Annotated in this window: 13 protein-coding genes; all 13 read left to right on the top strand. The window is 47.5% G+C overall.

Annotated features, from left to right (window positions below; all coding sequences use genetic code 11):
* The first annotated feature begins 102 nt into the window (after positions 1–102).
* The 13 genes from upp (at position 103) to J7E38_RS06405 (ending at position 12136) form a co-directional block, all read left to right on the top strand.
* Entirely contained in the window at positions 103–732 is a 630-nt protein-coding gene (gene upp, locus J7E38_RS06345) for a uracil phosphoribosyltransferase (protein WP_214705962.1), read from the top strand.
* Positions 733–765: 33 nt separating this feature from the next.
* Positions 766–1887 (top strand): non-hydrolyzing UDP-N-acetylglucosamine 2-epimerase, encoded by a 1122-nt coding sequence (gene wecB / locus J7E38_RS06350; protein ID WP_214706577.1) that lies wholly within the window; start codon positions 766–768, stop codon positions 1885–1887.
* Positions 1888–2123: 236 nt separating this feature from the next.
* Entirely contained in the window at positions 2124–4412 is a 2289-nt protein-coding gene (locus J7E38_RS06355) for a S8 family serine peptidase (protein WP_214705963.1), read from the top strand.
* Positions 4413–4678: 266 nt separating this feature from the next.
* Entirely contained in the window at positions 4679–4900 is a 222-nt protein-coding gene (locus J7E38_RS06360; protein ID WP_079506312.1) for an AtpZ/AtpI family protein, read from the top strand.
* Positions 4901–4906: 6 nt separating this feature from the next.
* Positions 4907–5278: an ATP synthase subunit I gene (locus tag J7E38_RS06365; protein WP_079506314.1), complete on the top strand. Its 372-nt coding sequence runs from the start codon at positions 4907–4909 to the stop codon at positions 5276–5278.
* A gap of 23 nt (positions 5279–5301) precedes the next feature.
* The gene (gene atpB / locus J7E38_RS06370; protein WP_214705964.1) at positions 5302–6012 is read left to right on the top strand and encodes a F0F1 ATP synthase subunit A; all 711 of its coding nucleotides are present in this window, start codon (positions 5302–5304) and stop codon (positions 6010–6012) included.
* A gap of 72 nt (positions 6013–6084) precedes the next feature.
* Positions 6085–6300 (top strand): F0F1 ATP synthase subunit C, encoded by a 216-nt coding sequence (atpE, locus tag J7E38_RS06375; RefSeq protein ID WP_079506318.1) that lies wholly within the window; start codon positions 6085–6087, stop codon positions 6298–6300.
* A 241-nt stretch (positions 6301–6541) separates the two neighbouring features.
* Complete coding sequence (locus J7E38_RS06380) at positions 6542–7075, top strand: F0F1 ATP synthase subunit B (RefSeq protein ID WP_214705965.1); 534 nt, start codon at positions 6542–6544, stop codon at positions 7073–7075.
* Complete coding sequence (locus tag J7E38_RS06385) at positions 7072–7608, top strand: F0F1 ATP synthase subunit delta (RefSeq protein WP_214705966.1); 537 nt, start codon at positions 7072–7074, stop codon at positions 7606–7608. The genes J7E38_RS06380 and J7E38_RS06385 overlap by 4 nt, the downstream gene beginning before the upstream one ends.
* A 24-nt stretch (positions 7609–7632) precedes the next feature.
* Positions 7633–9141 (top strand): F0F1 ATP synthase subunit alpha, encoded by a 1509-nt coding sequence (gene atpA, locus J7E38_RS06390; protein ID WP_214705967.1) that lies wholly within the window; start codon positions 7633–7635, stop codon positions 9139–9141.
* 83 nt (positions 9142–9224) lie between these two features.
* Positions 9225–10085, top strand: coding sequence for a F0F1 ATP synthase subunit gamma (locus J7E38_RS06395; protein WP_214705968.1), 861 nt, complete (start codon positions 9225–9227; stop codon positions 10083–10085).
* Between the two features lie 208 nt (positions 10086–10293).
* Positions 10294–11706 carry a F0F1 ATP synthase subunit beta gene (gene atpD, locus J7E38_RS06400; protein ID WP_144479125.1) on the top strand — a complete coding sequence of 471 codons (1413 nt, stop codon included), beginning with the start codon at positions 10294–10296 and terminating at the stop codon, positions 11704–11706.
* A 22-nt stretch (positions 11707–11728) separates the two neighbouring features.
* On the top strand, positions 11729–12136 hold the full coding sequence (locus J7E38_RS06405) for a F0F1 ATP synthase subunit epsilon (protein WP_214705969.1): 408 nt from the start codon (positions 11729–11731) through the stop codon (positions 12134–12136).
* The last annotated feature ends 94 nt before the right edge of the window (positions 12137–12230 follow it).

The raw sequence follows: 12230 nt of genomic DNA on the forward strand, positions 1-12230 counted from the left end.
TAAAGAGGTTTTTCTGTAAAATTAAACGAAGTGTGATTCAGCAGATCTTACATATAACAGACGGTGTTCACAACTCATTTACCTTTAAAAGGAGCGATAATCATGGCAAAAGTATACGTATTTGACCATCCATTGATCCAGCATAAACTTACTTATATCCGCGAAAAAAGCACAGGCACAAAGGAGTTCCGCGAGCTTGTAGATGAAGTCGCAACGCTGATGGCGTTCGAAATCACGCGTGACATGCCACTTGAGGAAATTGAAATTGAAACACCAGTCGAAAAGACAAAATCGAAAGTACTTTCAGGCAAGAAGCTCGGCATCATCCCGATTCTGCGTGCGGGGATTGGCATGGTTGACGGTATACTGAAATTGATTCCGGCAGCGAAGGTCGGACATATCGGTCTTTACCGCGATCCGGAAACATTGATGCCGGTTGAATATTATGTGAAGCTTCCAAGCGATGTCGAAGAGCGCGATTTCATCGTTGTTGACCCAATGCTCGCAACAGGCGGATCAGCGGTCGAAGCGATCAACTCATTAAAAAAACGCGGCGGAAAGCACATCAAATTTATGTGCCTGATCGCGGCACCAGAAGGCGTAGAAAAGATTAAAGAAGCACATCCTGACGTAGATATCTACATCGCTGCGCTTGATGAAAAGCTGAACGACCACGGATACATCGTACCTGGCCTAGGAGATGCAGGAGATCGTTTATTTGGAACGAAGTAAGGAGTGTTTGATTTGAGTCAGCCTATTAAAGTAATGACTATTTTTGGGACACGCCCGGAAGCGATCAAAATGGCTCCGCTTGTTCTTGAACTCCAGAAGCACCCTGAACACTTTGAATCGATTGTTACGGTAACTGCTCAGCATCGTCAAATGCTTGACCAAGTACTGAACATTTTCAATATCACGCCAGACCATGACCTCAACATCATGAAGGATCGTCAGACCTTGATTGATGTAACTACCCGGGGTCTTGAGGGCCTGGATAAAGTCATGAAAGAAGTGAAGCCGGATATCGTGCTGGTGCACGGTGATACAACCACTACTTTTGTGGCAAGTCTTGCGGCTTACTATAATCAAATTGTCGTCGGCCATGTCGAGGCAGGATTGAGAACGTGGAATAAATATTCCCCATTCCCTGAAGAAATGAACCGCCAGCTGACAGGCGTCATGGCAGACCTTCATTTTGCCCCGACTTCAAAGTCCGCGGCAAACCTGCTGCAGGAAAACAAGCCGGAAGAGAATATTTTCGTTACTGGCAACACAGCCATCGATGCATTGAAAACGACGGTAAAAGAAGCTTATCAGCATGAAGTGCTCGACAAGCTTGGCGATGACCGCCTGATCCTCATGACCGCGCACCGCCGCGAGAACCTTGGCGAGCCAATGCGCAATATGTTCCGTGCTATTAAAAGGATTGTTGATGAGCAGAAAGACGTACAAGTGGTGTATCCAGTCCACCTTAACCCGGCGGTCCGTGAACTTGCGGATGAAGTGCTTGGCAACGACCCGCGCATCCATCTGATCGAGCCGCTTGACGTCATTGATTTCCATAACTTCGCGTCACGCGCCCATCTGATCCTGACCGACTCAGGCGGAGTGCAGGAAGAAGCACCTTCTCTCGGTGTGCCCGTTCTTGTTCTTCGCGATACAACGGAGCGTCCGGAAGGGATTGAAGCAGGTACATTGAAGCTAGCAGGGAACGAAGAGCAGCCAATCTATGATATGGCGACTGAATTGCTGACAAATCGCGAAGCCTATGAAAAAATGGCCAAAGCTTCAAATCCGTACGGAGACGGCCGGGCTTCTGAACGAATTTGCGAAGCGATCCGTTTTTACTTTAACAGAACAGAGAACCGCCCGGAGCAATATAAATAATATTATTTACAACACCTCTTTTTAAAAAAGGGGTGTTTTTCTTTTCTTTAAAGTTTGTATTTTATAATCATTCTAGTTCGCGGAATTCCATCATGATTTCGCGGGATTATTGTAATTTTTCGCGGAAACCAGTGCTAATTTCGCGGGATTCCCGGCAGTTTTCGCGGAATAAATGTAATCTGAATACTATTCTCCCTAAAATGACACTCTAAGCTAAAAAGGGAGGGCTGTATTTCATGAAAATCCGTAATATTTTATTCTTTTTCCTTTCATTAGTCATCCTCACCGCCTTCCAACACCAAAAACTGCAGCATCCACCGATTCCGCGTGAAGATCCCCATGCTGAAAAAATCGCCATTGTGATGACGGAGCAGCCTGTGGAAGAACAGCAAATCAAAAAGGCACTGGAAAACCTCGAAAATACGAAGCTTCGCCGCGTGTTCAAGCATGCGATCAATGGATATTCTGTGCAAGGGCCAGCTTCTGAACTGAAGCAGCTTGAAGGGACAGAAGAAGTAAAGGGTGTTTCCGAAGTCAATACGTACAAAGTGGAGAATTCAGAACTTCATCAGCCGAAGCGCTATCAATCCAGCTCAAGCTTCATTGATAACTTTGAACTGATAGGAACGGAAGCGGTCCATGGGCTGCTTGATGAAAAGGGAAACCATTTGACGGGGAAGGGGATTACCATCGGGGTGATCGATACGGGAATCGATTACGAGCATCCGGACTTAAGGAGAAGTTTTGCCGGCGGCCATGACCTCGTTGATGGCGATGATGATCCGATGGAAACAAAGGGCCATGGATTCAAAAGCACGCTTCATGGCACGCATGTGGCTGGCGTTATTGCAGCAAATGGGAGGATGAGAGGCATGGCTCCCGAAGCGAAAATCGTTGCCTACAGGGCGCTTGGTCCGGGCGGAAGCGGGACGACCGAGCAGGTGATTGCGGCGATCGATGAAGCGATCAAGGACAAGGTGGACATCCTGAACCTATCGCTTGGCAATGATGTGAATGGTCCCGACCTGCCGATCAGTCTAGCGCTTAACAAAGCGGTGGATTCGGGAATCGTCGCAGTCACGTCTTCAGGGAATTCAGGTCCCAACCGCTGGACAGTCGGGTCGCCGGGGACCGCTTCAAAGGCGATATCGGTCGGTGCTTCCACTCCCCCGATCCAGGTACCGTACATCACCGCCACAGGCAACACGGAAGAAATCAGGCTCGAGCTTTTACAGGGCTCGGACAATTGGAAGATTACCCAGAGTGAGAACCTGGTGTTTGCAGGACTTGGCAGAAAAGAAGACATGAAGGACGTCAGTGATAAGCTTGTCCTTGTCGAACGGGGCACGTTGACTTTTACCGAAAAAGCGAAGAATGCCTTCGAAGCGGGTGCGATTGGTGTCATCATCTACAACAATACGGATGGTACATTCTTCGGCAACCTTGAAGAGACCCTGCCAATCCCTGTAGCTGCCATCAGCAAGAAAGCAGGCCTGGCATTGAAAAAACAACTGAAAAACAATTCAATGCTGATTCGCGTCCATTTAATAGAAGAAAAAGATATCCTGGCAGACTTCAGTTCACGCGGCCCGGTGACGGTCACATGGGAAATCAAGCCGGATATCGTGGCGCCGGGGGTTGCGATTAACAGCACGATTCCTGGAGGCTACCTGCCTCTTCAGGGCACGAGCATGGCAGCGCCGCATATCGCTGGTGCTGCGGCGCTCATTAAGCAAGCGCACCCGGATTGGACTCCTGCTGAAATCAAGGCGGCACTCATGAACACCGCCAGAGAAATCCAGGATCAGTCCGGAAAAACATACAGGACATTCGAGCAGGGGGCGGGCCGGATCCAGACAGAAGCGGCAATCGAGACCGAGAGTCTGGTAGTTCCAGGATCGCTGCAATTTGGGAAATTCCAGCTGGCAGATAATATGCATCGGCATAGCGCTCGATTGAAAGTGAAAAATACGGGCTCCGCCGAGAAGTCCTATTCCTTCTCGATTCCGAAAAAGCAAAAAGGGATTGAATGGGAGCTGCCGCTGAGCTTTACACTCAAGCCGGGTGACAGTAAGGATGTAGAAGTGGCGATGAAGGTAACACCGGAGATGCTGGATGACAAAATCAATGACGGCAGCCTTGTGATGGACGACGGAAAAAATAAGATCCGCATACCATATCTGTATGTCCTTGAAGAACCGGATTATCCGCGGGTGATGGGCTTCGGTTTCGCGCCAGCCGACTCAGGGAATGCCTACCGGTATGAAGTATACCTCCCCGGAGGAGCAGACGAGTTTGGGATTGCCCTTTTTGATCCGGATCAATTCCGGTTCCTCGGTTTTCTCGATTGGGGAAGGAAGCTGAAAAAAGGGATGGCCGAAAAGGAAATACCGCTTGAAAAACTGCCGGAGGATGGGGTGTATCTGGCAAAAGTATTCGCGAAGAAAGCCGGCCGCGAGAGCATGATTGAAACGATGATTTATATTGAAAAAGCATCTAACGAAAACAGGACCGGAAAAAGGTGAATTCTCCCTCCGGTCCTGTTTTTTCTGTTATAATAATATAATACTGATATAGGGTTGATGGTATATTTTCTCAGTGGAAACTTTGTGAATTTTTTCACCCCAATCGATTGACATTGACATTTGCCTATTGTATGCTTACAAAGGGCATAAAATGATAAGGTTTTCAATGTTGATATGCAAGCTTTTTTTTATGTGAAAATATTGTTTTTTCAAAAATATTTCTCACTCCCCAGAATGTCCATTCTCTAAAGTGAGGATGCGTTTTTATGCGCCGAAACAACCGCCACCCTTTACAAGCGATGGCACTCATGTCCGCTATACTATCTCAATTGGTAGGCTCCATTTTAATTGGCATATTTTCCGGAAGATGGCTGGACCGTACCCTTGGTACAGAGCCACTTTTCTTAATATTCGGATTGCTGATCGGACTGGCGGCAGGTGTGTATGCCATGCTTCGCCTCATCCAACACTTCTTTTCGGGAGACTAGCCACCAATGGAAATCAAGGATATGTTTACTCGCCAGCGAAAATACATATTTACATTATTGTCCTTATATGTACTTGGATATGGGTTTACAACCTATCAATCTGTTTTTGCCGGATTGATCTTTGGTACAAGCCTGAGCCTTTTTAATTTATGGCTGCTTGCGAGGAAAATGAACAGCTTCGGGGATTCGGTGGTACAGGGGAAGAAGGTTCGCTCACTTGGCTCGATGTCGAGACTTGCGACCGGTGCGCTTGCCGTAATCATTGCGATGGAATATCCAGATCGCATAAACCTTGTATTTACGGTTTTGGGATTAATGACAGCTTATATTGTCATTATGATAGATTTTTTTGTCCAGACTTTTCAATCACGTAAATAGCGGGGAAGAGAGGTGAATAATTGATGCATCATGAAGCTCCATTAAAAGAAATATTTGGGCTTACTTTTAACTTAGCAAATTTGCTGATGATTACAGTAGCAACCGCGATCGTATTCATCATTGCAGTTCTTTCGACTCGTAGGCTTGCGATGAAACCGACAGGAATGCAGAACTTCATGGAATGGATTATGGATTTCGTCAAGGGAATCATCAACAGCACGATGGACTGGAAGGATGGGGGAAGATTTCACGTCCTTGGAATCACATTGCTGATGTATGTGTTTGTTTCCAATATGCTGGGACTGCCGTTCTCCGTCGTTGTCGATAATGAACTATGGTGGAAATCACCGACAGCTGACCCGGTCATCACACTGACTCTTGCAGTCATGGTAGTTGGACTTTCCCATTATTATGGCGTTAAGCTAAAGGGCACTGCTGAATATGGCAAGGAATTCTTTAAGCCATTTTGGTTCATGTTCCCGATCAAGATCATTGAAGAGTTCGCGAACACGCTCACTCTTGGTCTTCGTCTTTACGGTAACATTTACGCAGGTGAGATTCTTTTGGGTCTGCTTGCAGCCAGCCTCGCAACCGGAGTAGGCGGACATTTGGCCGCAGCTGTTCCAATGCTTGTATGGCAAGGATTCTCCGTTTTCGTCGGAGCAATCCAGGCGTTTATCTTCACTATGTTAACGATGGTTTATCTCTCTCATAAAGTGAGCCATGACCATTAATATATACCCTGTTCATTTAATGGACAAAACTTTAAAAAACATTTTTTCATACATTAAAGGAGGAACTTTATAATGGGTCTTTTAGCAGCAGCAATCGCAATTGGTTTAGCAGCACTTGGTGCAGGTATTGGTAACGGTTTGATCGTGTCACGTACAGTAGAAGGTATCGCTCGTCAGCCAGAAGCTCGCGGTATGCTTCAAACTACAATGTTCATCGGGGTTGCGTTGGTTGAAGCGATTCCTATCATCGCTGTAGTTATCGCGTTCATGGTTATTGGTGCAGAATAATTAACTAAATTCAAATGGCGAAGATCATTCCGCGCGAACCTTCGCCATTCTATTATGTAGGCTTTGTGCCGGTTCGATCCGGCAGGAGCATACTTGAATTCGAATGTAAGCAATTGTTTGAGATAAAATCGGGTAAGCCCGGAAATTGGTGCGGGCAGCCCCCTAGCGTTGGCTTCCGGCCAGATGACGCATGTTGGACCTTTTTAATTATGGTACAACTCTTGAAGGGAGTGAATCGAGGGTGTTGACAAATTTTTTAGTATTGGGAGCAACTGCTGATGCATCACACGGCGGCCTTAACACTGGAGACATCTTGTTCCAGCTTGTAATGTTCCTTATTTTGTTAGCATTGCTTAAAAAGTTCGCTTGGGGTCCATTGATGGGCATCATGAAGGAACGTGAAGAGCATATTGCTGGCGAAATCGGAGCGGCTGAAAAGAGCCGTGCTGAAGCACAAAAACTTTTGGAAGAACAGCGTGACATGCTTAAGCAGGCACGCACAGAAGCACAGGGCCTAATTGAAAACGCAAAGAAACAGGGCGACCTTCAGCGTGATGAAATCATTGCACTGGCACGCACTGAATCTGACAGAATCAAAGAATCTGCGAAGCTTGAAATCGAACAGCAGAAGGAGCAGGCTGTTGCGGCAATCCGCGAGCAAGTTGCTTCACTTTCTGTCTTGATCGCTTCTAAAGTAATCGAGAAGGAAATCTCTGCAGCTGACCAGGAAAAGCTCATCAATGAATACATTCAAGAGGCGGGTAATGCCCGATGAGCAACTCGACAGTAGCAAAGCGCTATGCCCTGGCACTTTTTCAACTCGCTTCTGAAAAGCAGGCTCTCCCACAGGTTGAGGAAGAGCTTCGCACAGTAAAAGAAGTTGTTGTGAACAATCCGGAATTGACTGCATTTTTAAAGTCTCCAAAACTTCCTAATGAGAAGAAGAAAGAGGTTTTGAAAACAGCATTCGGATCTGTAAGCACGTATGTCCTTAACACTCTGATGATTTTGGTTGACCGCCACCGCGAAGACCAGATCGCAGACGTTGCTGACCAGTTCATCGCCCTTGCAAATGATGCAAAAGGCGTGGCGGAAGCAAAAGTCTATAGTGTCCAGCCACTTTCGGCTGAGCAGGCTGAAGCTCTTTCAGCTTCGTTCGCGCCACAGGTTGGCAAACAGTCACTTCAAATTGAAAACATTGTAGATTCCAATTTGCTTGGAGGCGTAAAGCTTCGTATTGGAAACCGCATTTTTGACGGCAGCTTGCGTGGCAAGCTCGATCGTTTAGAACGTAAATTGCTAGGCTAAGATTCGTAGATAGGGGTGAAACTCATGAGCATCAAAGCTGAAGAAATCAGTGCGCTGATAAAATCGCAAATCGAAAATTATCAGTCGGAAATTCAAGTGAGTGATGTGGGTACAGTTATCAGTGTTGGTGACGGTATCGCCCGTGCTCATGGCCTCGACAATGTCATGGCTGGAGAACTTGTTGAATTTTCAAACGGCGTTATGGGTATGGCACAAAACCTGGAAGAAAATAACGTCGGTATCATCATCCTTGGACCTTTCACGGACATCCGCGAAGGCGACGAGGTACGCCGTACGGGCCGCATCATGGAGGTTCCTGTTGGGGAACAGCTTATCGGCCGCGTCGTAAACCCTCTTGGACAGCCAGTAGATGGCATGGGTCCAATCAACACAACGAAAACTCGTCCAATCGAGTACGCTGCACCAGGCGTTATGGACCGTAAATCTGTTCATGAGCCATTGCAGACTGGTATCAAGGCGATCGACGCTCTTGTGCCAATCGGCCGCGGACAGCGTGAATTGATCATCGGTGACCGCCAGACTGGTAAAACATCTGTAGCGATCGATACAATCCTTAACCAAAAAGGCCAGGACATGATCTGTATCTACGTTGCAATCGGCCAGAAGGAATCAACTGTACGTAATGCAGTTGAAACTCTCCGTAAGCACGGCGCGTTAGATTACTCTATCGTCGTTACAGCTTCTGCTTCCCAGCCAGCTCCATTGCTATACCTTGCTCCTTACGCTGGTGTTACAATGGCTGAAGACTTCATGTACGATGGCAAGCATGTGCTTGTAGTATATGATGATCTTTCAAAACAAGCGGCAGCATACCGTGAACTTTCCTTGCTGCTTCGCCGTCCTCCAGGCCGTGAAGCTTACCCAGGGGATGTATTCTACTTGCACTCACGCTTACTTGAGCGAGCTGCGAAGTTGAGCGACGCTAAAGGCGCTGGTTCAATCACAGCACTTCCGTTCATTGAAACGCAGGCAGGCGACGTTTCTGCTTACATTCCAACGAACGTTATCTCGATCACAGACGGACAGATCTTCTTGCAGTCTGACCTATTCTTCTCTGGCGTACGTCCAGCGATCAATGCAGGTCTTTCTGTATCCCGTGTAGGTGGATCCGCTCAGATCAAAGCGATGAAGAAGGTATCTGGTACACTTCGTCTTGACCTTGCTTCATACCGTGAATTGGAAGCATTCGCACAGTTCGGTTCTGACCTTGACAAAGCAACTCAGGCGAAACTTAACCGCGGTGCACGTACGGTAGAAGTACTTAAACAAGATCTTAACAAGCCGCTTGCTGTTGAAAAGCAAGTTGCGATCCTATATGCACTGACTCGCGGCTTCCTTGATGATATTCCATTGCAGGATATCCGCCGCTTCGAAGGTGAATTCCTTTCATGGTTAGACCACAACCATACAGAAGTGTTAGACCATATCCGCACAACGAAGGAACTTCCTTCCGATGACGATATGGCTGCTGCACTAAACGCTTTCAAAAAGACGTTTGCAGTATCTGAATAATAAGTGATGCAGCGCCAGTCCATGGCTGGTCCTGCCTGACCTTGGACTAACAATTCTTTTGTAAAAGGGTGGTGAGAACCGAAATGGCATCTTTACGCGATATAAAAAACCGTATTACTTCGACTAAAAAGACGAGCCAGATTACCAAGGCAATGGAGATGGTATCCGCAGCTAAATGGAACCGTGGGGTCATGAACGCGAAAGCATTCGTTCCTTACATGGAAAAAATCCAGGAAGTGACTGCCTCAATCGCAATGGGCAGCAAGGATTCCAACCACCCAATGCTGAACAGCCGTCCAGTCAAGAAGACGGGATATCTAGTGATTACATCTGACCGCGGACTAGCAGGGGCTTACAACAGTAACGTCCTTCGCCAGCTGTACCAGACAATCCAGCAACGCCATAAATCAAATGACGAGTTTGCGATCATCGCGATCGGGCGTGTCGGCCGTGACTTTTTCCAGAGCCGTGGCATGAACGTTGTCCTTGACATCGTTGGCATCGCTGACCAGCCGTCCTTCTCTGAAATCCAGGATATTGCCAGCAATACAGTTGGCATGTTCTCGGACGGAACATTTGATGAATTATATATTTACTACAGTCATTACGTCAGCGCGATCGCTCAAGAAGTAACCGATAAGAAACTGCTTCCGTTAACGGACATTGGTGCAGCTTCAACAAAGCTTACTTCATATGAATTTGAGCCGAACGCTGAGGAGATCCTGGAAGTTCTCTTGCCGCAATACGCAGAAAGCTTGATTTACGGAGCACTGCTTGACAGCAAAGCAAGTGAACACGCTGCTCGTATGACAGCCATGAGAAACGCGACGGACAACGCGAAAGAGCTGATCAATTCACTCAGTTTGAGCTACAACCGCGCGCGTCAGGCTGCGATTACCCAGGAAATCACCGAAATCGTCGGTGGAGCTGCAGCGCTCGAATAGATTTATTGTCTAGCTCCAGCGCCTAGCTCCTCGAGTCGCTTCGGTCCGTCCAATGAAGTCAAAGAGCGACTTCACCGGCCGGCCCTCCAGCGCTTGTCGGAGCTGGACAAGGCGCTTGCGCTTTTCAAGATGACAATCGGGGATGTGGCGTGAAGCCGCATCCCATCATGATGTATATATTTCAACTAGTACGATAGGAGGGAACAAGATGAACAAAGGACGCGTTCTCCAGGTTATGGGTCCGGTTGTTGACGTTAAGTTTGAAAGCGGCAATCTTCCAGAGATCTATAACGCTTTGAAAATTGTTACCAGCGATGCGGATGTGAACATCGAACTAACTCTTGAAGTAGCCCTTCACTTAGGCGATGACACAGTACGTACAATCGCGATGTCTTCCACAGACGGCCTTAAGCGTGGCGTGGAAGTATTAGATACAGGTGCTCCAATCTCCGTTCCGGTTGGGGACGTAACACTAGGACGTGTATTCAACGTATTGGGTGAGTCAATCGACCTTGACGCTCCACTGCCAGCTGAAGCACGCCGCGATTCAATCCACAGGGAAGCTCCAACATTCGAACAGCTTTCAACTGAGGTAGAAATCCTTGAAACGGGCATCAAGGTAGTTGACCTTCTTGCTCCATATATCAAGGGTGGTAAGATCGGATTGTTCGGTGGTGCCGGTGTAGGTAAAACCGTTCTTATCCAGGAATTGATCAACAACATCGCTCAAGAACACAGCGGTATCTCCGTATTCGCAGGTGTTGGTGAGCGTACTCGTGAAGGTAATGACCTATACCACGAAATGACTGACTCTGGCGTTATCAAGCAAACTGCGATGGTATTCGGACAGATGAACGAGCCGCCAGGAGCACGTATGCGTGTTGCCCTGACTGGTTTGACAATGGCTGAATATTTCCGTGATGAGCAAGGACAGGACGTTCTTTTCTTCATGGATAACATCTTCCGTTTCACGCAAGCAGGTTCTGAGGTTTCCGCCCTACTTGGCCGTATGCCATCAGCGGTAGGTTACCAGCCGACTCTTGCTACAGAAATGGGTAAATTGCAGGAACGTATCACATCTACTAACGTAGGTTCTGTTACTTCCATCCAGGCGATCTATGTACCAGCCGATGACTACACTGACCCGGCTCCGGCTACAACTTTCGCTCACTTGGATGCAACAACGAACCTTGAGCGTAAGCTTTCTGAAATGGGTATCTACCCTGCGGTGGATCCACTTGCTTCGACTTCACGTGCATTGACACCTGAAATCGTTGGCGAAGAGCACTACTCAGTAGCTCGCCGCGTACAGCAAACATTACAGCGTTACAGAGAACTTCAGGACATCATCGCGATCCTGGGTATGGATGAGCTTTCTGACGAAGATAAGCTGACTGTACACCGCGCTCGCCGCGTCCAGTTCTACCTGTCACAAAACTTCCACGTAGCTGAGCAGTTTACTGGTCAGAAAGGTTCTTACGTGCCAGTTAAAGAAACAGTTAAAGGATTCGCTGAAATCCTTGACGGCAAATATGACCACCTTCCAGAAGATGCATTCCGCCTAGTCGGCCGAATCGAAGAAGTTATCGAGAATGCAAAACGTATGGGTGTAGAGGTCTAATAACGGACCAGGAGGGTAAAAAATGAAGACGATTAAAGTCAGTGTTGTTACTCCCGATGGGCCGGTGTATGAATCAGATGTTGAAATGGTGAGCACAAAAGCAAGCACAGGCGAGCTTGGAATCTTGCCAGGCCACATTCCAATGGTTGCACCGCTACAAATTGGCGCTGTCCGTTTGAAAAATGGCAGCAACAACGAGTTCATTGCAGTGAGCGGCGGCTTCCTTGAGGTCCGTCCAGAGCAGGTAACCATCCTTGCTCAATCTGCAGAACAATCATCTGAAATCGATCTTGAACGTGCATTAAGAGCAAAAGAACGCGCCGAACAGCGCCTGCATGAAAGAAAGCAGGAGAACATCGACTTCAAGCGTGCAGAACTTGCCCTTCAGCGTGCGATCAACCGTATTTCAGTTGCTGAACGCAGAATTTAATTATCAATGAACACCCTCCGGCGATGCTGGGGGGTGTTTTTTTTTATGGCGGTATTTGTGGACAACGATTTATACTTGATGAATCTGTTTTTGG

The sequence above is a fragment of the Bacillus sp. ISL-35 genome (assembly GCF_018613355.1).
In the GTDB taxonomy this organism is placed as follows: Bacteria; Bacillota; Bacilli; order Bacillales; family Cytobacillaceae; genus Mesobacillus.

Coding starts and splice junctions, on each gene's coding strand:
- J7E38_RS06365 (WP_079506314.1), top strand. CDS start 4,907: ATGGAAATCAAGGATATGTTTACTCGCCAGCGAAAATACATATTTACA.
- atpE (WP_079506318.1), top strand. CDS start 6,085: ATGGGTCTTTTAGCAGCAGCAATCGCAATTGGTTTAGCAGCACTTGGT.
- J7E38_RS06395 (WP_214705968.1), top strand. CDS start 9,225: ATGGCATCTTTACGCGATATAAAAAACCGTATTACTTCGACTAAAAAG.
- J7E38_RS06385 (WP_214705966.1), top strand. CDS start 7,072: ATGAGCAACTCGACAGTAGCAAAGCGCTATGCCCTGGCACTTTTTCAA.
- wecB (WP_214706577.1), top strand. CDS start 766: ATGACTATTTTTGGGACACGCCCGGAAGCGATCAAAATGGCTCCGCTT.
- J7E38_RS06355 (WP_214705963.1), top strand. CDS start 2,124: ATGAAAATCCGTAATATTTTATTCTTTTTCCTTTCATTAGTCATCCTC.
- J7E38_RS06405 (WP_214705969.1), top strand. CDS start 11,729: ATGAAGACGATTAAAGTCAGTGTTGTTACTCCCGATGGGCCGGTGTAT.
- atpA (WP_214705967.1), top strand. CDS start 7,633: ATGAGCATCAAAGCTGAAGAAATCAGTGCGCTGATAAAATCGCAAATC.
- atpB (WP_214705964.1), top strand. CDS start 5,302: ATGCATCATGAAGCTCCATTAAAAGAAATATTTGGGCTTACTTTTAAC.
- J7E38_RS06360 (WP_079506312.1), top strand. CDS start 4,679: ATGCGCCGAAACAACCGCCACCCTTTACAAGCGATGGCACTCATGTCC.
- upp (WP_214705962.1), top strand. CDS start 103: ATGGCAAAAGTATACGTATTTGACCATCCATTGATCCAGCATAAACTT.
- atpD (WP_144479125.1), top strand. CDS start 10,294: ATGAACAAAGGACGCGTTCTCCAGGTTATGGGTCCGGTTGTTGACGTT.